At 55.0% G+C, this 23,474-nt stretch carries 22 protein-coding genes; 9 read left to right on the forward strand and 13 right to left on the reverse strand.

The window, feature by feature from the left end; all coding sequences use genetic code 11:
* Window positions 1-278 precede the first annotated feature (278 nt).
* On the forward strand, window positions 279-1,925 hold the full coding sequence (locus tag ACT3T6_RS04580; protein WP_193053617.1) for a bifunctional metallophosphatase/5'-nucleotidase: 1,647 nt from the start codon (window positions 279-281) through the stop codon (window positions 1,923-1,925).
* A 77-nt stretch (window positions 1,926-2,002) separates the two neighbouring features.
* On the opposite strand, the gene ACT3T6_RS04585 is transcribed toward ACT3T6_RS04580, so the two are convergent.
* The 8 genes from ACT3T6_RS04585 to ugpB form a co-directional block, all read right to left on the reverse strand.
* Window positions 2,003-2,371, reverse strand: coding sequence for a DUF1428 domain-containing protein (locus ACT3T6_RS04585; RefSeq protein WP_193053616.1), 369 nt, complete (start codon window positions 2,369-2,371; stop codon window positions 2,003-2,005).
* On the reverse strand, window positions 2,368-2,745 hold the full coding sequence (locus ACT3T6_RS04590) for a YciI family protein (protein WP_172117669.1): 378 nt from the start codon (window positions 2,743-2,745) through the stop codon (window positions 2,368-2,370). The genes ACT3T6_RS04585 and ACT3T6_RS04590 overlap by 4 nt, the downstream gene beginning before the upstream one ends.
* Window positions 2,742-3,584 carry a VOC family protein gene (locus tag ACT3T6_RS04595; RefSeq protein WP_172117668.1) on the reverse strand — a complete coding sequence of 281 codons (843 nt, stop codon included), beginning with the start codon at window positions 3,582-3,584 and terminating at the stop codon, window positions 2,742-2,744. The genes ACT3T6_RS04590 and ACT3T6_RS04595 overlap by 4 nt, the downstream gene beginning before the upstream one ends.
* A 119-nt stretch (window positions 3,585-3,703) precedes the next feature.
* A complete protein-coding gene (locus ACT3T6_RS04600) occupies window positions 3,704-4,921 on the reverse strand; it encodes an RNA polymerase sigma factor (protein WP_193053615.1) in 1,218 nt (405 codons plus the stop codon).
* A 132-nt stretch (window positions 4,922-5,053) separates the two neighbouring features.
* Window positions 5,054-6,109, reverse strand: a complete 1,056-nt coding sequence (locus tag ACT3T6_RS04605; protein ID WP_193053614.1) for a sn-glycerol-3-phosphate import ATP-binding protein UgpC — start codon at window positions 6,107-6,109, stop codon at window positions 5,054-5,056.
* Window position 6,110: 1 nt separating this feature from the next.
* The gene (gene ugpE / locus ACT3T6_RS04610) at window positions 6,111-6,959 is read right to left on the reverse strand and encodes a sn-glycerol-3-phosphate ABC transporter permease UgpE (RefSeq protein WP_193053613.1); all 849 of its coding nucleotides are present in this window, start codon (window positions 6,957-6,959) and stop codon (window positions 6,111-6,113) included.
* Window positions 6,960-6,977: 18 nt separating this feature from the next.
* Window positions 6,978-7,862 (reverse strand): sn-glycerol-3-phosphate ABC transporter permease UgpA, encoded by an 885-nt coding sequence (ugpA, locus tag ACT3T6_RS04615; RefSeq protein ID WP_193053612.1) that lies wholly within the window; start codon window positions 7,860-7,862, stop codon window positions 6,978-6,980.
* A gap of 161 nt (window positions 7,863-8,023) precedes the next feature.
* Entirely contained in the window at window positions 8,024-9,352 is a 1,329-nt protein-coding gene (gene ugpB / locus ACT3T6_RS04620) for a sn-glycerol-3-phosphate ABC transporter substrate-binding protein UgpB (protein WP_193053611.1), read from the reverse strand.
* Between the two features lie 218 nt (window positions 9,353-9,570).
* Between ugpB and argE the strand changes: the two genes are divergently transcribed.
* Window positions 9,571-10,737 (forward strand): acetylornithine deacetylase, encoded by a 1,167-nt coding sequence (argE, locus tag ACT3T6_RS04625; RefSeq protein WP_193053610.1) that lies wholly within the window; start codon window positions 9,571-9,573, stop codon window positions 10,735-10,737.
* Between the two features lie 30 nt (window positions 10,738-10,767).
* Here the strand turns inward: argE and ACT3T6_RS04630 are convergent, their stop codons facing one another.
* From ACT3T6_RS04630 to ACT3T6_RS04645, 4 genes are all read right to left on the reverse strand, one after another.
* A complete protein-coding gene (locus ACT3T6_RS04630) occupies window positions 10,768-12,282 on the reverse strand; it encodes a tripartite tricarboxylate transporter permease (RefSeq protein ID WP_193053609.1) in 1,515 nt (504 codons plus the stop codon).
* Between the two features lie 12 nt (window positions 12,283-12,294).
* A complete protein-coding gene (locus ACT3T6_RS04635; RefSeq protein WP_193053608.1) occupies window positions 12,295-12,744 on the reverse strand; it encodes a tripartite tricarboxylate transporter TctB family protein in 450 nt (149 codons plus the stop codon).
* Between the two features lie 84 nt (window positions 12,745-12,828).
* On the reverse strand, window positions 12,829-13,794 hold the full coding sequence (locus ACT3T6_RS04640) for a tripartite tricarboxylate transporter substrate binding protein (protein WP_193053607.1): 966 nt from the start codon (window positions 13,792-13,794) through the stop codon (window positions 12,829-12,831).
* Between the two features lie 101 nt (window positions 13,795-13,895).
* Complete coding sequence (locus ACT3T6_RS04645) at window positions 13,896-14,534, reverse strand: 4-carboxy-4-hydroxy-2-oxoadipate aldolase/oxaloacetate decarboxylase (protein ID WP_193053606.1); 639 nt, start codon at window positions 14,532-14,534, stop codon at window positions 13,896-13,898.
* A gap of 103 nt (window positions 14,535-14,637) precedes the next feature.
* Here ACT3T6_RS04645 and ACT3T6_RS04650 point away from each other — a divergent pair, with 103 nt between their 5' ends.
* Window positions 14,638-15,540, forward strand: a complete 903-nt coding sequence (locus ACT3T6_RS04650) for a LysR family transcriptional regulator (RefSeq protein ID WP_193053605.1) — start codon at window positions 14,638-14,640, stop codon at window positions 15,538-15,540.
* A 61-nt stretch (window positions 15,541-15,601) separates the two neighbouring features.
* On the opposite strand, the gene ACT3T6_RS04655 is transcribed toward ACT3T6_RS04650, so the two are convergent.
* Window positions 15,602-15,913: a hypothetical protein gene (locus ACT3T6_RS04655; protein WP_193053604.1), complete on the reverse strand. Its 312-nt coding sequence runs from the start codon at window positions 15,911-15,913 to the stop codon at window positions 15,602-15,604.
* 184 nt (window positions 15,914-16,097) lie between these two features.
* Here ACT3T6_RS04655 and ACT3T6_RS04660 point away from each other — a divergent pair, with 184 nt between their 5' ends.
* From ACT3T6_RS04660 to ACT3T6_RS04685, 6 genes are all read left to right on the forward strand, one after another.
* Entirely contained in the window at window positions 16,098-16,571 is a 474-nt protein-coding gene (locus ACT3T6_RS04660) for a YchJ family protein (RefSeq protein ID WP_193053603.1), read from the forward strand.
* A gap of 36 nt (window positions 16,572-16,607) precedes the next feature.
* The gene (locus tag ACT3T6_RS04665; RefSeq protein ID WP_193053602.1) at window positions 16,608-17,600 is read left to right on the forward strand and encodes a tripartite tricarboxylate transporter substrate binding protein; all 993 of its coding nucleotides are present in this window, start codon (window positions 16,608-16,610) and stop codon (window positions 17,598-17,600) included.
* Window positions 17,601-17,637: 37 nt separating this feature from the next.
* Window positions 17,638-21,609 carry an EAL domain-containing protein gene (locus ACT3T6_RS04670; protein ID WP_226912061.1) on the forward strand — a complete coding sequence of 1,324 codons (3,972 nt, stop codon included), beginning with the start codon at window positions 17,638-17,640 and terminating at the stop codon, window positions 21,607-21,609.
* Between the two features lie 9 nt (window positions 21,610-21,618).
* A complete protein-coding gene (locus ACT3T6_RS04675) occupies window positions 21,619-21,897 on the forward strand; it encodes a GIY-YIG nuclease family protein (RefSeq protein ID WP_087108829.1) in 279 nt (92 codons plus the stop codon).
* A 69-nt stretch (window positions 21,898-21,966) separates the two neighbouring features.
* Window positions 21,967-23,010 carry a histone deacetylase family protein gene (locus tag ACT3T6_RS04680; RefSeq protein ID WP_193053601.1) on the forward strand — a complete coding sequence of 348 codons (1,044 nt, stop codon included), beginning with the start codon at window positions 21,967-21,969 and terminating at the stop codon, window positions 23,008-23,010.
* A gap of 57 nt (window positions 23,011-23,067) precedes the next feature.
* A complete protein-coding gene (locus ACT3T6_RS04685; protein ID WP_193053600.1) occupies window positions 23,068-23,433 on the forward strand; it encodes a hypothetical protein in 366 nt (121 codons plus the stop codon).
* The last annotated feature ends 41 nt before the right edge of the window (window positions 23,434-23,474 follow it).

The following is a 23,474-nucleotide window of genomic DNA, read 5'->3' on the forward strand; positions in this document are numbered from 1 at the left end:
GAGTGATGGCTCCATAGAGTGGCAGCTGTTGATGACACTTTGGTGTAGCGAAGATGACGGTCTTGTCTCTATCTCATGACATGGTGGTTGGAACAGTGAGGGCTATTTAGTCTGCCTGTTGCCGTGAGTGAAATGAGGTAAAAGGCTATTTTTGTATCACTTAAGCTAAGGTAAATGAGTGCGCTGAAATGACATGCATAAGGACCGTCACCAATTTGTCAGGCTTTTAGGGCACGCTATCGTTTTGCTATAACGCTTATATAAAAGGAACCATACTGATGCGTCTTATTCCTCACAGTATTGCGCTAGGGATAGCGGCGGGGCTGCTGACTACCTCGGCGTATGCTGCGCCCTATACGCTGACCATTTTTCATACCAATGACCTGCACGGACGTACCGACCACTACCCTCAGCTCATCACCACGCTGGACGAGGCGCGCGAGCAATTCGGCTATGGCTTGCTGCTGGACGCTGGGGATATCTTTTCGGGTACGCTCTATTTCACCGAATACCAAGGGCAGGACGCCGTTGAGTTCATGAATTTGATGGGCTATGACGCTTTCGTGCCCGGTAACCATGAGTTCGACCTGGGCGATCCGGAAGAGGGCCATCAGGCTCTTGCGGCTTTCTTTGCTGCCGCAGACTTTCCTATTGTGGGCGCGAATCTGGATTTCTCTACCTCGCCGGAGTTTGCCGAGCTACTCGGTGATTCGATCGGTGCCGAGCCCGAACATAAGCCTAAGCCTGGCCACCTTTACGATGGCATTGTGGTAGAGCAAGGTGGCGAGCGAATCGGCATCTTCGGGCTAAGCACGCAAGGCAGCGAGACCGTCTCCAGCCTTGGTAAGGTAGCTATTGACGACTATAGGGCGGCCGCTGAGGCGATGGTGGAAACGTTTGAAGCCCAAGGGGTCAACAAGATCGTCGCGCTTACTCACCTGGGTTACGACAGCGACCCGAGTATGGGCAACGACCTGTTACTTGCCCAGCACGTGGAGGGGGTGGACGTGATCATCGGCGGGCACAGCCATACTCACTTGCAAGCCCCTGTTATGCTAACCGAAAACGACCGGGGCGAGCCGATAGCGCCCACCGTGATTGGTCAGGCAGGCGAGTACGGTCAGCACCTGGGCGTCATGCAGGTAACGTTCGATGATAATGGCAACGTACTGGAGGCTAACGGGGAGCTGCTTGCCACTGCCGAGCGCGAGCCAGACGCCGAAGCTGCCGCCCTCTTGGCGCCGTACACCGCGAAAATTGAAGAAGTACGCGATACGCTGGTGGGCGCTCGGGTGGTTTCAGCCCTGCCTAACCCCCGCCACGGCAAGGGTGATGAACAGAGCGTGCGTGCCGATGAAACGGCGCTGGGCAATCTGATTGCCGATGGTCAGCTTGCTGCTGCCCGCCGGGTGAACCTGGAAACCGTGCTGGCTATTCAAAATAGCGGCGGTATTCGTGAGCCCATTGCCCTAGGTGATGTGAGTGTGGGTGAGCTGGTTGCCGTGCAGCCGTTTGGCAATCGCCTGGCGCTGGTGAGTGTGACGGGCGCGGAGCTTTTGGAAACGTTCGAGATCGGACTGGCAAATGCCCCGGATGAAAGCGGCGGTTTTCTGCAGGTGTCGAACGGTACCGAGTTGGTATATGACAGCCGCCAACCCGTTGGTGAGCGCGTTGTAAGCTTGAAGGTGACGCACAATGGCACGTTACAGCCGGTAGACCCTGAAAGTACCTACACCATCGCCACCAACCACTTCACCGCTGCCGGTGGCGACAGCCATACGGCGCTAGAAGCCGCCTATGATGATGAGCGCAGCACCATTGTTGGCAATACCGACTGGGAAATGCTGCGTGACTATATGGTGGCTGTTGGCGAAGTGGTTTATCAGGTTGAAGGGCGCATCACGGACCAGGCTCGCCAGCATTAAACGCGGATGACGGGCCGTCCGGACGTTACGTAGAGGCGGCCCTTATTCAGAGTCATGAAAGCCACGCAGAAGCTTGGTCACTCATCGATAAGCGTGGCAAAACTACCGAATATCGCCCGCTTGCCATCAAACGGCATGGGATTGATATCCGGCTGTAAGCGTGGGTCCTTCATGACCTTGGGCATCGCCTCATCATGCACGGCGCGGGATGGCCATTCGATCCACGAGAAGATAATGGTTTCATTATCCTTGCGCTGAACAGCCATGGAGTAAGAGGTGATTTCCCCTTCGGGGACATCCTCGCCCCAGCACTCGACTACCCGCAGCGCGCCATGCTCTTTGAAAACTTCGGCAGCAACACGGGCGTGCTCGATGAATATTTCTTTATTAGCCGTGGGCACGGCCGCGACGAAACCATCAATATAGCGTTGAGTGGTGGTGCTCATGATGCTTCTCCAGTCTGGGCTTTGGGCGGGAGTTCTCGAATGGGGCGTACTTCAATGCTGCCGAGTCTCGCGGGTGGGATGCGGCTGGCTAGCTGTAGTGCCTCGTTTAAATCACGCGCTTCGAGCAGGTAAAAACCGGCCAGCTGTTCTTTGGTTTCCGCAAACGGGCCGTCGGTAATCACTGTCTCGCCATTGCGTACACGCACCGTGGTAGCAGTGTCTATTGGTTGCAGCGCTTCACCGGCCAGGTAACTTCCTTGAGCGCTCAGTCGCTCTACCCCCGCGATGCACTCCTGATTAAGGTCATGCCACGCCTGGTCGCTCATGGCACTAATAAGTTGTTCCTGGTAGTACACTAATGCCGCATATTTCATGGCGTTTCTCCTTCAGTAGAAAGGCAACTATCCGCCGACACATTGATCATCCACTGCACGCCAAAGCGGTCAGTGGCCATGCCAAACCCTGCAGACCAGAATGTTGGTTCAAAAGGCATGATCACCTCTCCGCCTTCGGAAAGTCGTGCAAAGGTTCGGGAGGCTTGCTCGATCTCCTGATACTCCAGCTGAATCTGCACGCCTTGTGGTGGCATGTGCTGTTCAAGCGCCATGTCGGCGCCCATCAAGCGACGACCGCGTAGGTTCAGCGAGGCGTGGATGATGCGGTCATGCAGTGAAGGGGGCGCATGTTCCGCCGCTGGGGTTTCTGCGTAAGTCAGCAAGCACTCTATGTGGCCGCCGAGCACGTCGGCATAGAACTGCATGGCTTCCCGGCAGGTGCCAGGAAAGGCGACATACACATTCATGGCATCCGGTACGCGAGCATGGTCGTGATGCTTATCCAGGCCTGCGCCGGGCTCAAACTCCTCAAGTGTAAAGTAGCGCCTTAGCTCAAGGAGTACGTTGCCGTCGGCATCCAGCGTTGGCCACTGTTGTGCCCACTCCAAAGCGACGTCAAGTGAAGGTGTCTCCAGCACGCTATAACCAGCGATACGCTCACTGGCAGGAGCCAGAGGGCCGGGGAGGATAGTGGGAGTGCCGTTATTGAACTGGATCAGGCAGCCATCGCTTGTTGGATGTAAGCCGTTGCCGCTTACGAGTACACCTGCCTGCATCATGCGCTCGTTGTAATCAGCCATGGCGGCAAGCATTTCCTGGGATGGCATAACGCCATTTTCGGTGGCCGCATCGGCACGCCGTATCAGCATGAATTTCATTGAGAGTCTCTTTTATTGTGGTGGATACTCTCTAGACGTCTGGCGTGTTCGCAAATCGACAGGCCTGCAGATTATTTTTTTATAACAAGGTTTTTATAGCGATGTTTTTATAACGATGCTTAAAGTTCGGTCAATCTGTCGAGCAAAAAGCGTTTTTCTGGATCCTGAGTGGTTAATGTCAGGGCCTTTTGGTAAGCATCGCGCGCTGCGTCATTGTTGCCCTGTCGACGTAGCAAATCCGCCTGTGCCGCATACAATAAATAGTAGCGAGAGAGTTGAGGATGATGAGATAGCTCATCAAGCAGTCTCAATCCGGTTGCTGGAGAATCATGCATGGCAACGGCCACCGCGCGATTCAAGGTCAGGACAGGCGATGGATAATGGCGACATAAAGCGTCATACAGCCTGACAACCCGTGCCCAGTCAGTTTGCCCAGAGTCATGGGTTTGGGCGTGTACGGCGGCAATAGAGGCTTGAAGGGTATAAAAACCAACAGGGGTAAGGGCGAGTGCCTGTTCGAGCCACTCAATACCTGTGTGAATTTCCTTCTGGTGCCATAGGTGCCTGTTTTGCGCTTCCAGTGTGACCAGGCCGCCTTGTTGATCCTGGCGGGCATCTCGGCGGGCGTTAGTAAGCAGCATGAGTGCCAGTAGCCCAAACACTTCACCCTGGGGTAGCAACGCTGCCAGTTCCTCGCCAAGACGTAGCGCCTCGCGGGTCAGGCTGATATCGACCACCATTGTGCCGCTACTGCTTGAATAACCTTCATTGAAAACCAGGTAAATAATCTGGAGGACGTCCGGCAAACGCTCGGGCAATGCCTCCGGCGCAGGTACCGCATAGGGAATATGTGCATCGCGAATCTTGCGTTTTGCCCGTACGATGCGCTGTGCCACGGTTGAAGGTTTCATCAGTAGGGCACGGGCGACTTGCTCAGTGGTTAGCCCACACATCTCACGTAGTGTTAGCGCAAGGCGTGCTTCTATGCTTAAGCTTGGGTGGCAGCAGGTAAACAGCAGCCGCAGTGAGTCATCCGCGATAGCGACATCGTCGAATTCCCAGGTTTCTTCCATCGGTAATAGCAAATGTGCCCGGCGGCGTGCTGTACTGCGTCGACGAATTTGATCGATTCCGCAGTAATAGCCGGTGCGGATCAGCCACGCCTGAGGGTTATCGGGGGCGCCTTTGGCAGGCCACTGTTGAGCTGCGGCGACAAAGGCATCTTGCATGGCTTCCTCGGCAAGCTCGAAGTCTCCCAGCAGACGGATCAGGGTGGCCTGAACACGTCTGGCATGAGTACGGTAAAGGGCATCGAGTAAGGAGGGTTTAGGACGCATGGTAGAAGACCCATTCGCATCTATAGGGGCGCCAAAGTGGATAATAGTCAATAATGCTTTCTCAAACCTAGCCTATAGCGCCCCTTTTTACTTGCTCTTTTTCTACTGGCTGTTGTTTTCGTAAAAGGCGAGTCAATCCCCCGCGCGCTGGCCGGTTACACTGTTAAACGGGTGCAGCGCTTCGCGGGTGACATAGAAGCGTAGCGTTTCGCCTTCGTTGACCGGCGGCTGGCCACTCACCCGAATCACAGTGGGCTGGTCGCTGTCGGCGAGCCGCACGTAAAGGTGGCTTTCGGCGCCGGCGGCTTCAAAAAGCTCAAGCGTGGAGTCGACCACGAGGTGCGGTGTATCGGGTGGCGATAGGCGCATATCGTCCGGGCGAATGCCGACTGTGTCGGTCTCGGCGGGAAGATCGTTTAGCAGGTCATGGGTGCCGCGCGTTTGCAGGTACTCAAGCGGCACCATGTTCATCGCAGGCGAGCCGATAAACCCTGCCACGAACATCGACGCAGGGCGCGCGTAGATCTCCATGGGCGTGCCCACCTGCTCGATTTTGCCAGCGCTAAGCACCACCAGACGGTCGCCCAGCGTCATCGCTTCTAACTGGTCGTGGGTTACGTAGAGGCTGGTAGTCTTCAAGCGCCGCTGAAGCTGCTTGATCTCCACCCGCATCTGCACACGCAGCTTGGCATCCAGGTTAGAGAGCGGTTCGTCGAACAAGAAGGCCGCGGGCTCGCGCACCAATGCCCGGCCCATGGCGACGCGCTGGCGCTGACCGCCGGAGAGCTTGCGCGGCTTGCGCTCCAGATACTCTTCGATTTCAAGCATTTTGGCCGCTTTACGTACCCGCTCTTCGATCTCGGGTTTTTTAAAGCCGCGGTTTTTCAACCCGTAAGCGAGGTTGTTGTACACCGTCATGTGCGGATAGAGCGCGTAGTTTTGGAATACCATGGCGATATCGCGCTCGGCGGGTTCGAGACTGTTGACCACCCGATCACCAATCTTGAGCGTGCCGTCGGTAATCGTTTCAAGCCCGGCTACCATACGTAACAGCGTGGATTTACCGCAGCCCGAAGGCCCTACCAGCACCACAAACTCACCGTCTTCAATCGCAAGATCGACGCCTTTCACTGCCTGAACATCGCCAGCGTAGGTCTTTCTAAGCCCTTCCAAGGTAATACTGGCCATCTTATTTCTCCGTCTCGGTCAGGCCTTTCACAAACAGTTTTTGCATAAACAGCACCACTAATACCGGCGGCAGCATGGCAAGCGTGACGGTCGCCATAATGAGGTTCCAGGCGGGTACGCGGTCGGACGAGGCCATCAGGCGCTTGATGCCCAGCACGATGGTGTAGAAGTCTTCGTCGGTGGTGACCAGCAGTGGCCACAGGTACTGCACCCAGCCGTAAATAAACATGATCACGAAGAGAGCGGCGATATTGGTGATCGATACCGGCAGCAGTATGTCCTTGAAGAACTTCATCGGCCCGGCGCCATCCACTCGGCTGGCCTCCATCAGCTCTTCCGGCACGGTCATGAAGAACTGGCGGAACAGGAAGGTCGCAGTAGCAGAGGCAATCAGTGGCAGGGTTAAGCCCGCATAGGAGTTCAGCATGCCGAGATCTGCCACAACGGCGTAGGTGGGGATGATGCGCACTTCGACCGGCAGCATCAGCGTGATAAAAATGATCCAGAACGCCAGCATGCGAAACGGAAAGCGGAAATAGACAATCGCAAAAGCGGAAAGAATCGAAATGGCGATCTTGCCGATCGCGATTGTCAGCGCCATGATCAGCGAGTTACCCAGCATCAGCCAGACCGGCGGCGTGCCGCCTACCTGCCAACCGGAACTGAGCATCTGCCGGTAGGATGCAAACATGTTGTCGCCGGGAAGCAGCGGCAACACCCCACGCACGAAGGCGCTGGATTCGTGGGTCGAGGCGATAAAGGCCACGTATACCGGGAACGCCACGACCAATACGCCTGCAATGAGCACCAGGTGGGTCAGAATATTTAGAAAGGGTCTGTTTTCAACCATGTTTACTTCCTTAACGCACTAGTAGTTGACCCGGCGTTCCACGTATCGGAACTGGATAAACGTCAAGATAATCACGATGCCCATCAGCATGACCGACTGGGCGGATGAGGAGCCTATATTCAGCCCCGCTACGCCATCGGTGTAGACCTTGTAGACCAATGTCATGGTGGCTTGGCCAGGCCCGCCAGCGGTGGTGGCATCGATCACCCCGAAGGTGTCGAACATCACGTAGTTGATGTTGATGATCAGCAGGAAGAAGGTGGTGGGCGATAGAAGCGGGAGCACGATGGTCCAGAAGCGCTTGAAGGGGCCCGCACCATCAATGGCCGCTGCCTCCATGAGTGACTGCGGCACAGATTGCAGCCCTGCCAGGAAAAACAGGAAGTTATAGGAGATCTGCTTCCAAGCGGCGGCAATGGTGATCAAAATCATTGCTTGAGAGCCCGAAACGCGGTGATTCCAGCTGATACCGAACCAGTCGAGCAGATGCGGCAGGAGGCCGATGGTGGGGTTGAACAGAAACCACCATAATACACCTGCTACCACTGGGGCGACGGCGTAGGGCCATACCAGAAGCGTGGTGTAGAACTTGGCGCTCTTCAGCACACGGTTGACGCAAACGGCCAGTAAAAGCGCCAGGCTCATGGAAAGCACCGTCACCGAGACGGAAAAAATCGCGGTGCGCCCCAGCGCGTTCAGGTAGCTGGGGTCGGCCAGAACGCGTGCATAGTTCTCCAGACCGACAAACGTTGTTTTAAAGCCGAATGCATCGGTGCGCTCGAAGCTCGATTTAACCGCCTGGCTTGCCGGCCAGATAAAAAACACCAGCGTAATCGCCAACTGCGGCGCTAACAGTAAGAAAGGGAGCCACCGGTTTTGATAGGTGGAACGTTTGGTCTGCATGACACATCCTGTCGTACGGGCGTTGGTGCGGCTGGCTGCTGTGCTCAGCTGCCAGGAAGTAAGCCATCCCATAGGCCCCGGTGACTTGGGCGTATGGGATGGCTCCTATAACAAACCCCGGCTATAAAAGCCGGGGTTTGTTGACAAGTAATGCGAAGTGCTTAGTTATTGGCTGCCTCAAAGTCGCGCAGGATCTGGTTGCCGCGGCTTGCCGCATCATCCAGCGCTTGCTGACCGCTCTTGTCGCCGGCTAGTACGGCCTGGAACTCTTCGTCCAGAACCATGCGCACTTGGGGGTAGTTGCCAAAGCGCAGGCCTTTGGAGTTCTCTGTCGGCTCGTTTAAGTTGATCTGCTCGATGGCGATATCCGCACCTGGGTTTTCGTCGTAGTAACCCTGCTCTTGGCTCAGCTCATAAGCGGCGGTGGTAATCGGCAGGTAGCCGGTGCCCTGGTGCCACTCGGCCTGAATCTCAGGCAAGGAGAGGTACTCAAGGAATTCAGCAACGCCGGTGTACTCGTCGTCTTCGTGGCCAGAAAGCACCCACAGAGTCGCGCCGCCGATGATCGAGTTTTGCGGTGCGCCGTCTACGTCGTCGTAGTAGGGCAGCATGCCAAAACCTACGTCGAAGTCGGAGTTAGCCAACACATCGGCGCGTGATGCTGACGAGTTCATGTACATCGCGCAGTCGCTGGAATAGAACGAGGGTGCCGCGTCCGGGCCGTTTGCTGGGCCTGCGTAGCTGTAGACGCCGCTATCCGACCACTCTTTCAACTGATCCCAAAAGCGCGCCTGTACGTCGCCGTTAAAGGCAAACTCGGTGTCCAGACCGCCGAAGCCGTTTTCCTGGGTGCCGATGGATTGATTGTGCAGTGCTGAGAAGTTCTCAAGGCCGACCCAGTTAGCCGCATAGGCCATGGTGAAACCGCAAGAGGCCGCGCCTTCATCGACGATTTGCTGACCCATCTCACCCATCTCAGCCCACGTAGTAGGCGGTGATTCAGGGTCGAGGCCAGCCGCTTCAAAAATGGTTTTGTTGTAGTAAAGAATCGGTGTGGACGAGTTGAACGGCATGGAGAGCATGTTGCCGTTGGTGTCGGTGTAGTAACCGGTTACCACGGGCAGATAATCAGCCGGATCAAAGGTGTTGCCGTGCTCTTCCATCAGCTCAAACACCGGATAGATAGCGCCCTGGGCGGCCATCATGGTGCCGGTGCCCACTTCGTAAATTTGTACGATGTGGGGCTGCTCGCCTGCGCGGAAGGCAGCAATGGTGTTCACCATGGTTTGTTCGTATTCGCCCCGGTAGGAAGGCGTGACACGGTACTCATCCTGGGTGGCGTTGAAGTCTTCGGCAAGCGCGCTCAAGCGCTCGCCCAGCTCGCCGCCCATGGAGTGCCACCAGGTGATCTCGGTAGCGGCGTGGGCAGAAACACTCAGAGTGGCCGCGGCAATACCGGCAGATAACGCGCGTAACATAAAACGAGACATGTAAGCTCCTTTTGGGCCTGGCGAGAGCCAGGTGGCACAATGCGTTTTTAAGATTTGTGGGTGCACTGAACATTAGTGAGTGTAGATGACATTTTGATGAATGCTAACTGGACCAAGGTTTTATAAAAGCTTTGGGTTTTATCCAAGGGCATTGGTAGTAGGCGCTCTGCGAGGGCGATGATAGGGTTGAGACAATGTGCATAACTAATGAGAGTCGTATGAGTGACGCAATAGCGCTATTAACCAAACTGGTCTCTTTCGATACTACCTCCCGTGGCTCTAACCTGGCGCTGATCGAATTTGTCGAAGCTTATCTTGAAGAGTACGGCGCCGCCTCCGAACGGGTGATGAGCCCCTGCGGCACCAAGGCGAACTTGATTGCCCGTATAGGCCCTGATGCGCCGGGTGGGGTGATGCTCTCTGGCCATACCGATGTGGTGCCGGTGGAAGGCCAGCCCTGGTCGACGGATCCTTTCGCCCTGCATGACGGCCAGGACGGTAAGCTTTACGGCCGTGGCACCTGTGATATGAAAGGCTTCATTGCCTGCGCTCTTGCCATGGTGCCCACGTGGGTGAAAACGCCTTTGCAGCAGCCGATCTATTTTGGTTTTTCCTATGACGAGGAGGTTGGCTGTGTCGGTGCGCCTGCGCTGATCAAACGGTTCTACGAGCACTACTCAACCACCGCGCACGTCATTGTTGGTGAGCCGACCAGCATGCAGCCCGTCGTGGCCCAGAAGGGCGCCACTAATCTGCGCACCACCGTCGTAGGGCGCGAAGCGCACAGCAGTCAGGTGAACCAGGGCACTTCGGCCATTCATGTGGCAGCGCGACTGGTCACCTTCATCGAAGACACCATGGCGGCGTTGGTGGAGGAGGGCAAAGTGGATGAGGCGTTCAACGTACCCCACACCAGCCTCCACGTGGGCAAGATCAAGGGCGGTACGGCCATCAATATCATGGCGCGAGAGTGCCAGTTTGAGTGGGAAATACGCCACCTGCCCACCGAGACGTTTGATGAGGTGTTTGCGCGTTTTGAAGCGTATGCCGATACGTTAAGTGCCGAGCTAAGGGCGCGTGGCAAGGACGTACAGATTACGACCGAACCGCTGAATGTAACGGTGCCAGGCCTTGCCGACCGAGATAACCACGCTGTACTGCGCTTGGCCAAGGACCACCTGCCAGGTAAGTGCTGCAACCACGCAGTGGCCTACGCCACCGAGGCGGGGCAATTTCAAGGCCAAGGGTTACAAACGATTATTCTGGGTCCGGGCAGTATCGCTCAAGCGCATCAGCCGGATGAATATATTGAGAAAAGCGAACTTGAGGCGTGCCTGGCGTTTATGGGCTGTTTGGGGAAGGCGCTGGAGCAGCCATGGCGATGACCCGCCATGGCTGCTGTTGAGCGGTTCGCGCTAGACCTCCTGCTGAGCCTTGTACCGCTTCCAGCGCAGGATGAGGGGAGAGATCAGGGCCAGCAGGATCAACCCCATGAGGAGCAGTGAAAATGGCCGATCAAAATAGTAGCTCAGCATGTTGCCTTTCGACATGACCAGCGATTGACGGAAACCGATCTCGGCCATCGCACCTAGAATCATGGCCAGCACAATGGCGGCGGTCGGGAAGCCGGTCTTTCTCATCAGGTAGCCCAGCAGTCCAAACGCGGCCATGACATAAACATCGAACATGCTGTTGTTGATGGTGTAGGAACCCACGACCGACAGAATCACGATGATCGGCGCAAGGATAGCAAAAGGTACCGTCGCTACCTTGACAACCTGCTTTGCCAACGCCAAGCCGACGATACCCATCAATATATTAGCCAGCAGCAGTCCAACGATAATGGCATAGACGATATGCGCATTGACGCTGAACAGCTCGTGCCCGGGTTGCAAGCCATGAATGTACAGGCCGCCCAGCATGACGGCAGTCGCCGCGCTGCCTGGGATACCCAACGTAAGTAAGGGAATCATGGCGCCGCCGGTCACGGCGTTATTGGCTGTTTCCGCTGCTGCCAACCCCTCGATTTCGCCCTTGCCAAAACGATCCGGCTGTTTGGCATTGCGCTTGGCTTCGTTGTACGCCACCCATGAGGCGACGTCGCCGCCTGCGCCCGGTAAGGCGCCCACCACTACGCCAATGACCGAAGAGCGTGAAATCGTGCGCCTCAGTTTTCTCCACTCTACTCGGCTGGGGAAGAGCTGCCCGCTCAACGTGGGGGCTTGGGAGCTAGGGGCGTGGGTACTGTGCAGCTTCTCCGACTGAATCATAACCTGCGAGATAGAGAAGAGGCCGATCATGGCGGGAATCAACGAAATTCCACTCTCCAGCTCAGCCACGCCAAAGGTGAAGCGCGGGTAGGCGGTCATGACATCGACCCCTACTAAACTGATCAATAGACCCAGCAGCCCGGCAGAGAGGCCTTTCACTAGAGCATCGCTCGAGAGGCTACCAATAATGGTCAAGCCGAATATAGCGATTAGAAAATATTCCGGTGCGCTGAAACGCAGCGAAATTTGTGCCAAAGGAGGCGCGAGTAATAGCAGGGCCACCACGCTCACTAGGCCGCCGATGACGGAGCAGAGCGTGGATGTTCCCAGTGCCTTGAGCCCTTCGCCATGCAGCGTCATTTGATAGCCATCGACTGCCGTCGCGGCTGATGCCGGAGTGCCCGGCGTATGAATCAGGATCGCCGTAATGGATCCCCCGTATACGGCCGACGCATAAATGGCTGCAAGCAATACCATCGCCGCTACGGGTTGCATTCCAAACGTTACTGGAATTAACAGGGCAATGCCCATGGTGGCACTCAGTCCTGGCAGCGCGCCCAGGAAAATGCCCCCCAGGACCCCAATGACCAGCATGAGGAGAACATCTGGAGAGGTAAGCTGGGAGAGCACCGACAATAGCAGGGTCGTATCAATAGTCATGATCCCTCTCCTCTATAAAAGTAGTCCGGTAGGCAGCGAGATACGAAGCTGCCAGACGAACAGTAAATAGACAAAAGTATTCATCAGCACGAGGACGAATAACATTTGGACATACGACTTGAGGCCAAAGTAAAACATGAAAAAAATGGCGGCGAGGGAGCTGGCCGTAAAGAAGCCAAGTACGCTGATGAGCGCTAAATAGATACACAGGGCGGTAAACGTCACGGCAGGACCGCGCACATGGGTGAAAATGGGCGCGGAGTTGACGTTTGCCTTTAGGGGGCCCCGTGTCTTGGAGATGCCCGAGGCGAGGATCAGTAGCGAAAACAGGCCTAAAACGGAAAGAATGAGTTTGGGGAACACCGCTGGGTCAGCGGGCATCATCACTGTGAGACTATAAAACACGATCGTGAACAGCAGCATGGCTAACCCAATAGCCACGTCCATATGGAGCGTTTTCATAAAACCACCAATTTATTCTTGTAGAGAACGGCGTGAGATGGGGCTGGCCGTGAAGTGGGAAACTGCCGCGGCCAGGGACTCGGACTACCAGCCGAGCAGGCCTTCGAGTGCGCGAACGCTCTCCTCCTCTTCCTCCAGCATCTCTCGGTAGGCCTCTCCAGTGCGGATATCGACCATCAGGCCCATCTCTTCCATCTTGGCCATGTGCTCAGGGTCCTGCATGCCGCGAACGAATGCTGCCTCCAGCAGCTCGCGCTGAGCAGGGTCGATCCCTTTTGGTGCTGCGATACCTCGTGCCGACCAAGAGATCACGCCTGAATAGCCAAGCTCCTCAAGAGTGGGAACGTCGGGAATGAACGCCGAACGTTCCGGCGCCATGATCGCAATGATGTTCAGGTCACCGTTGCGATGCGCCATGTTGGTATCGCCCACATTGGAGAAGTTGACATCGACGTGACCTCCCTGAATGGCGGCACGTTGTTCTGCGGTGCCGGTGGTATGTACAGGCACGAATTGCGTATCGTAGTGGCGGTTCATCTTCAACATGGCGATATGATCATCACCATTTGCCCCCGTGGTGGATGCTGTCAATATGTTTGACTGAGCATACTCCACCAGCTCGTCGATATTGCTGAAGCGTGTCTCGTTTTTATTGATCGAAATAACACCGTAGTCCGTGACATGGTTGGCAATGAACTCGAAGTCATCCAGGTCGACATTACGGCGATATTGGGGGTCCAAGTAGCCCGTGATCAAGTTGGGTGTGTTGATGTATCCCAGGGTGTAGCCGTCACTGGGTGAATTGAGCAGTTGCGTCCAACCTACCCAGCCACCGCCGCCTGGACGGTTGATGATATTGAGTGGTACGCCAAGCTCGCGCTCGACGCCCGGAAACAGGATACGTGCGCCCACGTCCGTATTACCTCCGGCGCCGAAGGATATGAGCGCCGAAATGGGCCTTTCTGGATAGGTATCCGCTGCCGCAGGGGCGGCGAACATCATGGGCAGTGAAAGGCAGGAGAGTATGCTGATGGTTGTTATCGTTTTCATGTTTAACCTCTTTCTTTATATCTGTCGTATAGATTTATAGTTATGGATGCGTGGCTGGCGTCTAATGGCCATGGTCTGAAAAGACATAGTTTTCGCCGGCTTCAGACCAGGTCGAGGCGCTGCAAGGTATCCTTCAGGCCGAGCAGATCGACTGTGTTGCGCCCTTTCTTGATCTCTTCTCGGTATGAGGCTTCAGTGCTTTCGCGCTCTACAGTGGCTTCTAGCACCGCAGCGAGATTCTGCTGCGGAACCGCCACGACACCGTCCTCGTCTCCAAACACATAGTCCCCTGAGTGAATGACCGTGTCCCCGATGCAAATAGGAACATTGATTCTGCCCGGCTGCTTCTTGGCGGTGCCTTTGATGCTCAAGCCGCGGCAGAAGACAGGGAAGCCCAGCGTTTTTATCACTTGGGCATCCCTGACCGAACCGTTGATGATGAGACCCGAAACGCCTTTGCTGATCGCCTGCTCGGTGAGAATATCCCCCCAAGGACCCGCTTCGATGAAGCGCTTGGCATCGACCACCAGTACATCACCCGGCTGAATATGCAGTAAGGCGTAATGCAGCATGAGATTGTCGCTTGGGCGTATATCGACCGTGAACGCGGGCCCAGAAAGGCGCATGGAGGAGCAGAGAGGCTTGATACCGCTGTCGAGTGCGCCGACAGCACCTTGCGCTTCATAGATAGAGGCGCTACTGAACTGACTGAGTTGTGAAGCGAGATGCTTATTTATCATTATTGTGTTCCTAGGTTGACAACAATTTCACTATTGTCTATTGATTGTCTATAATCGATTATCTTTAATCAATCAGCGAATAGCGCACATAAGTCCAAAAAAAATGAATTTACGACAGATACGTTATTTCTGCGAAGTGGTCGATGCCGGTGGCGGAAGTGCGGCTGCCAAGCGGCTTTTTGTGGCGCCGACTGCTATCAGTGCGCAGGTCGCGCTGCTGGAACAAGTCTTGGGTGGGGAGCTCTTTGATCGCGCAACGCGGCCGATGAAGCTCACTTCGCTGGGAAAGTTCGTCTATCCCCGTGCAAAAGAGCTATTGGCTCAGGCTTCACGGTTGGAGCAAGAGGCTAGGCAAGTGGCTAATGGGAGCGGTGGATGGTTGGGAGTGGGTTTCATCCGCTCAACGCTTTTTTCATTATTGCCCAGCGTGATCAAGAGTTACCGTGAGGAGCATCCAGAGGTTCATCTGGATCTTGTTGAAGTACTGTCGGAATATCAGGAAGAGCGATTAAGGCAGCACCGCATCGATGTCGGTGTCTCGCGATTCATCGGCACCTTCGAGCGGCAGGCGGACATGCAGTACGAGGTTATCATCAATGACCCTTTCTGGGTCGCCTTGCCCATCGATCATCCGCTGGCCAAGCGCGACAGCTTTTCCATCCGCGATTTCGAGCAATTACCCTTCATTCTCTATCCGAAAGATAAACGTAGCCCTTTCGGTCAAAAGATGCTGACGTATCTCGACGAAAGAGGCGTGCGCCCAGCGGTCATCCATGACGCGATTGAAATACACACGGCGTTGGCTCTGGTGGGAGCAGGGTTGGGAGTCACGTTAGTGAGCGGTTCGATTACGACCAATAACCGAAGAGATGTCGTGTTTCTACCTGTCAATGACATTGACATCAGTACCATGCTGGTGGCGGTGAGCCGAAAGGGGGAGGCGAATCCGCTGCTGGAGGGGTTCATTCGGATGTTGATCAGCAAGGCTGACGAAGCAATAAAGTGATCCTACAAGAAACTTCCCACCCCGTTGCGGAGTGGAAAGTCGAGACTGCTTGCGAACCACTTCAGTGCTGATGGTTATGCTCGAAAAGCTCGGCTTTGGCATTGCGCATTACATCTTCACACGCCTGCTGGTGCGCCAGTTGGGTCAATAGCTGCTGGGTGACTTCAAACCCTTTGCCCAGGCAGGTATCCATTTCCTCCTGGCTGACCTGAGGAGAAACATGACAATTAACCTTCAGCGTCCGACCAACACCGTCCAAACGGTCGGCTATCGCCCGCAGCCGCCAGGCGACTCGCTCTTTCCAGTTGGCTGATTCTTCTGCGCCTTCGTTTACGCTAAACGTGCACTGCCATTCGGGTTTATAAACCTTCATGAGAACCTCCGCTGCATTTGGAAAGAATATTGGGTCGTGTTTCGTACTCCGTAAGCCAAAAAAATCTTGCTCAGCCACTATACGCTTAACATGGGACCAAAATCGAATAAAACATAGGCCATGTGTAGGACGGTTTTAAGGATTATCGGTTAGGCTTAAGTGACCGTGATATATGAGCCTTTCTATGATGTCTCTAATTGAAAAAAGTTGCCCTTGCGGTACAGGGTTGTCGACTGACGTATGCTGTGGCCGTTACCACGATGGCGCGCCAGCCCCTACCCCGGAAGCGCTAATGCGCTCTCGCTACAGTGCCTTTGCGCTGAATCTATGCGACTACGTGCTTGCCACTTGGCACGTGAGCACTCGCCCTGAAGCGCTATCACCGGACCTTAACACCGAGTGGAAAGCTCTCATCATTGTTAAAGCAGCATCCGAAGAGACGCCCCCCGATGCTGATAAAGGTTATATTCATTTTCGCGCTTATTTCAAAGAGCGTGGCCGCTGGCACATGCTTGAAGAAAACTCGCGTTTCGTGTTTGAGCAGAGCCGGTGGTGGTACGTGGATGGGACGCCTGAGGTCGTGCGTCTCAAGCCGCGGCGTAACGATCCCTGCTTTTGTGGTAGCGGCCGAAAATTAAAGCTATGTTGCAAAGAGTAGCTATGCGTTAACTAATAAAAACGAGGGGTTGATGTCATGGCATATAGTGGCAGGGGACTCGCTCGTTATTGCATCACATTAGGGTTTGTCAGTGGGTTGTTATTGTGGGGAACGACGTTCACGTTTGCTGAAAATCGGTACCCGGATAGAGAAATTACCGTTGTCATTCCCTTTGGTTTAGGAGGGGCGACCGATGTGTTGTTTCGGGATATTTTTGACACGGCACAAATTTATCTAGACCAGCCAGTGCTTGTGGTTAATATGCCCGGTCGTGAAGCCATGCGGGGCGCTCAGTATGTCAAAAATGCCTCGCCCGATGGTTATACGTTGCTCGGTAGTCATCAAACGATTGATCTTTCGTACCTGGCGGGGCTCGCTTCGTTTTCCCATGCAGACTTTGCGCCGGTGTCACTGCTGGTTCGCACGATTAATATTCCCGCCACGTATGCAGGGCATGCGGCTCAACAAGCCAGCGATATTGGCGCGTTAGTGCAGACTTCCTCAACCCCGCTCAAGTTTGGCGTTATCGCTAACTCCACCGACCACTTGTTCTGGCTGCAGTTTTTTGAACAAAGCGGTATCTCGCTCTCGGATGTACAGTTGGTTCATTTTCCTGATACGGCCTCCGAGGTAGAAGCTTTGGTGGCTAGAGAAATTGATTTCGCCATGCTTAACCTGCCCTCGGCGGGCACTCTTTTTGTCTCGGGTGCCTTGGTGCCACTGGCCGTAGCGGGGAGTGAGCGACTCTCTGGGTTGCCGGACGTTCTTACGCTTCGTGAGCAGGGAATTGATCTGGTCCATACGAGCGACCGAGGTGTGTTTGCGCCTGCAGGAACACCACCGGGAGAGCTTGCCGTTTTGAACGATGCGTTAGCTTACGCGCTTGCCAGCGAGCCATTACGTCATCGGATTACACATGAGTATGGCTCATTAATTGATTATCGGTCGCTGAGCACTTATCGCGACTATTTGGATGAGCAATTTAATGAGCTGGTATCACTCACAGAACGGGTACACTTGGGACGGTGAAAGATATCAATGCCAAGGCCTGATGGGGCGTAGAACCATGCGGATAAATACGCGCCAATTGGCGTTGGAAACCCTGCTACTTATGATATCGGCAACCCTCGTTTGCATGGGAGTCGTCGGGGTGGTGGTCGGTCTCAGTGTGCCGACACGGCCATTTTTTGCAACGCTAGTGCCGGATGGAGCACTGGTCACTCTGCTGGTCGGCATTGCGCTGCTGGCGTCGCTTCAGGGGTGGAGAAAAACAAGAACTATCAGTATCTTATCTCTGTTTTTGGTTGTCACCTACACCTTGGTACATAATAGCCTGGAAGGCGGTCGAGGCGACTCATGGCTCAGCAATGGGCCGCGTATCACCAGCTTGTCGGCAGGCTTTTTTTTAATGATTGGGGTGTGCTTTTGGTTGGGGCTTTCTACCGCATGGCGGCGCTGGTTATGGATAGCCGGTGGGCTAAGCCTGTGGGGGCTTGCCCTTTTTGTGGTTGGAAAACTATGGCTTACGCTAAGCGGTGCATCTCCTCTGTTCTCATCGTCGCCCATGAGTGCATTGGTCATTACCTGCTTTTTAGGTACCGCCATGCTGGCAGCAGGCTTACGGGGTAAACCGCAACGTCTAAATCCAGGTCGGGTGACCGTCGTCGCCTCGCTATGGGGCGTTACGATCAGTTGTTTTATCTGGTTATTGTTAAACGCTTATCAACAAACGTCGCTGCAACAGCAAGCCGCCTATCTATTGGATAACGTTCAACTCAATATCGAGCGGGCAACACAAGACCGCTTGCGATTAATGCAACGAATGGCGGAGCGGCTGAACGCCATGGGCACAGACTGGGATGTGAACCTGTTGGATAATGACGCACAACACTATCTGCGGGACATCCCCAGTATTAGCGCCATTGCGATAGTTGATCAGCAGCAGTTGTCCTGGGAGTGGGGAGTGGGGCGGACGGTTGAAATGGAACGATGGCTACGTCAGCAGTTGGAGGAAGAGCAAACACGTGCCTGGATGCAAATTCCGCTCGGTCGTCCAAGGATGTTGATGACGGATACCAGCCGACCCCACGAAGCGGTATTTGTTATCCCGGTTCCCGCTAACAATCGTTACCTGTTCGCCAGTTTTAACCTGGCCACCATGTTGGAAAACGAGTTGCGCCTAGAGGTGGGCCCTTTCCAGGTGAGAGTGAATCGTGATGACATGCCGCTGATGAAGCTACACCCCGCTGGTTTTGCTGCCGACCGCATGGAAACGCCAGAGCTTGCGCTGGCGTCACGCTATATCGGCTTGCCCGGCGGCATTAACCTGGTGCTTTATGTCTACCCAGGTAACCAGCACAACTGGCATCAATTGAACCTGCTGTCGTTTGCGGTTGCGTTAGGCAGCTTGCTGCTTAGTGGTTTGTTGGCTTTTAGTCTTGGCGTTGTGAGCGTCAGTGTTTCTCGTGCCCGCGAGCTTGTTCAGACGCGTCAGTCATTGGAAGACCAGCAGGCGATTCAGCACATGATTGCCCAAGAGCAGCCCCTAAAGGAAACGCTGGAAAGTCTGTGTCTTATGTTGGAGCGCGAGTTACCTTCGGCAATCTGTTCTGTCATGTTGGCTAACGAGACAGGTACTCACCTGGAATTCATCGCGGGAGACCGACTGCCCGCCGCTTATCGCAGCGCGATACAACGCATTTTGATCAGCGCGAATAATGGCGCTTGTGGTAGTGCCGCCTATCAGGGGGCAACGGTGATATGCGCTAATATTGCCGAGGACGAGCGCTGGCGGGGCTATCATGGCGTTTCCAAACAGGCGGGGCTTGCCTCCTGTTGGTCGAGCCCTGTCTACGGTGGCGAGGGCCAACTGGTAGGCACTATTGCAGTTTACTACCCAAAGCCCAGCACCCCAGGCAGTGCCGATACGGTGCGAATTGAAAAAGCGGCTGGCTTGATGGCGCTGGCTGTTGAGCGTTTTCAGGTGCGGAGCTCGTTGGAGGAGAGCGAGCAGCGCTATCGCTCATTGTTTACCCATCATCCTGATGCGGTATTTACCCTGGATGAGGCGGGCTGCTTTGTAACGGCCAATGCCACCTGCGCGTCACTGACCGGTTACTCCGTTGAGGAAATGCTCGGCAAGCCGTTCACCTTCTTTATTGCTGAACAGGATGTGACGCGCGTAGAGGCCTATATTGAAACGGCCCTGCAAGGGGGGATTGACCGATATGAACTCAATCTGAAAGACCGCGCGGGTCGTTTGCATCAATTGGATATTATTCATCTGCCGATGGTGGTGCATAACACCGTGCAAGGGGTGCATGCCATTGCTCAGGAGGTGACAGCTGCCCGTCAACAGGAGTCTCGCCTGCGTATCCTGGAGCGCAGTGTGGAAGCCAGCGTTAACGGCATTGTGATCGCCGATGCTGGACAGCCTGATTTGCCCATTGTTTATGCCAATAAAGCGTTTACGTTAATAACGGGATATCGCCAGGAGGAAATCCTTGGTAAAAACTGTCGCCTGCTTCAGGGGCCTGGCAGCGATCCGGCGGTTATCCAACGCATTCGTGCTTGTATTAATGAGCAGAAAGACGTCAACGTCACTATCTGCAATTACCGCAAAGATGGCACGCTATTCTGGAATGATCTGTATATAGCGCCGGTACGCGACCAGGACGATCAGGTAACGCACTTTGTCGGCGTGCAGCAAGATATTTCCGAGCATAAAGCGTACGAGGCGCGTTTGGCTCACAATGCTTCACATGATGACCTGACCCGCCTGCCTAACCGTACATTCTTTGAGGAAATGCTGTTAAAGCAGTTTTCTACGCTGGGTAAGGATAAAAAGCGTCTGGCCGTGCTGTTTGTGGATCTGGATGATTTCAAGCCCATTAACGACAACTTGGGGCATGCAGTGGGTGATCAGGTGTTGGTCGAAGTCGCCCGTAGGCTTATCAATGCGGTCAGGCCTGAGGATACGGTTGCCCGTATGGGCGGGGATGAGTTCGTTATTCTGCAAACGGCGATTAACGACGAGTCTGACGTTGTTGATTTGGTGGAGCGGTTGCTGCCTATGTTAGCGCGCCCTTACCGTATTGAATCCCAAGAGCTTTACCTGACCGCGAGTATCGGTATCGCGATGAGCCAGCCAGATACACTTCAGCCAAAAACGCTGATTCAACAAGCCGATATGGCGATGTACAAGGCCAAGCAGCAAGGGCGTAATGCCTACGAGTGGTTTACCCACGCGTTTACCGATACGGTTAGCGAGCGCATGGTGCTGCGTAATGATCTCCAGGAAGCCATTGAGCGCGAAGAGTTCGCACTGCATTACCAGCCGTTAATGAATCGGGAAGGAAAGCTTGCCGGTGTAGAAGCGCTACTGCGCTGGGAGCATCCGGAAAAAGGCTTTATCTCTCCCGCGCGGTTTATTCCGCTGGCAGAAACCACCGGGCAAATTATTCCGATCAGTGAGTGGGCACTCCAACGTGCTTGCCAGGATATGCAGTCACTGGCGCAACAAGGGCTGGGTAAAATACGTGTGGCGGTTAACCTTTCACCGCTCCAGTTCCAGCGCTCCAATTTTCTTGCCACGCTGCGCCAAACCCTGCTAACCACCGGCCTACCGGCTGAACAGCTGAGTCTGGAACTGACCGAAGGTATTTTGACGGATAACGCTGAAGGCGCGATCGATACGCTGCATGCCCTGCGCAGTATGCATATTGGCGTGTCGATTGATGATTTTGGTACGGGCTATTCAAGCCTTAGTTATCTTAAGGACCTGCCTATTAGCACGGTGAAAATTGACCGCAGCTTTATTAATGAACTCACCAATAGCTACGATGATGCGGCGATTGTGCAAGGGATTATCTCCATGGCTCACCACTTGGGGCTCAAGGTCGTGGCTGAAGGAGTGGAGACCGAAGAGCAGTATCAGCGCCTGCTGGGCTATCAGTGTGATATTTTCCAGGGCTATCTACTGGCCAAGCCGATGCCAGTGGAAGCCCTGCAAGCCTTTATTGCCCATTTATCTCCCTAAGGAGCTGGGATGTCGTTACCCTCAACCCCTTGGTATGTTTACTTATTAGAGTGCCGACGCGGGACTTATGTGGGCATCACCAACAATATCGCTAAACGCTATCGCGCCCACTGTGCGGGCAAAGGGGCGCGTTATACCCGTGCTAACCCACCGGTTGCTCTGCTGGGCGCCCAGCCGTTTGAAGATAGGGCCGCCGCCAGCCGGGCGGAGTATCAGTTGAAACAGCAAACCTCTGTTCAAAAACGTCATTGGGCAACGCGCTGGCCGCTTTCGATAGAAGTGGATTAAGCTAACGTAAAGCTAAAGCGCTCGTTTTTATACGAGCCTGCCGCCTTTCCCGGTTATTCAGGAGCCAACATGCTGACGTTTTTCTCTGAGGATAGTCGTTTGCGCCAGGCGCGAACGGAGCTTCATGACGGGGCACTTGTCAGCCCCTTTGAGTGCCCCGAGCGTGTTGACCTGGTGCTCGAACAACTGCGCCAGGCCGGTTTCGAAGTGCGCGCTCCTGACGCCTATGGCCTTGAGCCGGTATGTGCGATTCACGACGCCAGTTACGTCAGCTTCCTTGAAACCTGCTGGCAGGCATGGCAAGCAGCCGGGCATAGCGGTGAGGCGATCCCCAATATCTGGCCAGCGCGCACCCTGCGTCAGGATAAAATTCCGCTCTCGGTGAGTGGCCAGCTTGGCTACTACGCGCTTGCGGCGGAAACCTCTATCTGTGAAGGCACCTTTGAAGCGGCCATGGCGAGTAAGGACGCCGCGTTGGGTGCTGAGGAATATACCTTGGCCACGGGAGAGCCCAGCTTTGGGTTGTGCCGCCCGCCGGGGCACCACGCTGCATTTGACCAGTTTGGTGGCTACTGCTTTTTTAACAATGCCGCGATTGCTGCCCAGCACGCGCTGGATGCAGGCCGACGCCGCGTGGCGGTGCTGGATGTCGACTTCCACCATGGCAACGGCACCCAACAGATTTTCTATGCGCGTAACGACGTTCTATTTGCTTCGCTACATGGCGACCCTGATGTGACCTTTCCCTACTATCTAGGCTACGCCGATGAAACCGGTACGGGCGAAGGGCAGGGCTTCAACCTCAACTACCCGATGGCGCCTGGCACCAGCGTAGCCACCTGGATGCAAACGCTGGAGCAGGCGCTTATTGCCATCAAAACCCATGAGTGTGAGCTGTTGATCGTATCGCTCGGCGTGGATATCTTCGAAGGCGACCCTATTAGCGCGTTCACTTTCAAGCGCGATGACTTTATTGCCTTGGGCAAGCGTTTGGCAGAAGCCGGTCTACCCACCACCTTTTTAATGGAGGGAGGCTATGCGGTTGAAGAAATAGGTGTCAACGTCGTCAATGTGCTACAAGGGTTTGAGCAGATAAACTCGCGAGATAGATGACAGCTGGCCTTTATTAGGGCAGGCTAACGCCCCCACTAACGGGCAGGGAGCGCAGGCGTGGCAGTTTACGGCGGTATTCAGGGGCATGAATTGGAGCGTTGGCTTAATGCGTTAACCAACGCGGCCTACGACCGGCGCTGCCCGCTTTCCAAGGTGCATGGCGGCAATGCCCGTGCGCGCACCGCCCGGCAGGACCTGCTTTACTTGGCCCACGGCTTTCGCGGTGGCGAGCAGAGCCGTGACGTAGTCGCCGACGGCCTGGGTCGTTGGTGTCAGCACTACCTCACCGAAGCCGAATGGTACGTACTGGTAGGTGATAGTGCGAAGCCTCGCACCACCCGCCAATCCCCCGTGTCTTCCAGCGTTTCCCATGACGAAGTGGATGATGCACTTGAGGTGTTAAGGCAGCACCGCGTGGGCTGAAATAGCCCATGACGCGGGGCAAATCGCGCTGATACAATGGA

The organism is Halomonas sp. 72, from assembly GCF_052379785.1.
Classification (GTDB): Bacteria; Pseudomonadota; Gammaproteobacteria; order Pseudomonadales; family Halomonadaceae; genus Vreelandella; species Vreelandella citrativorans.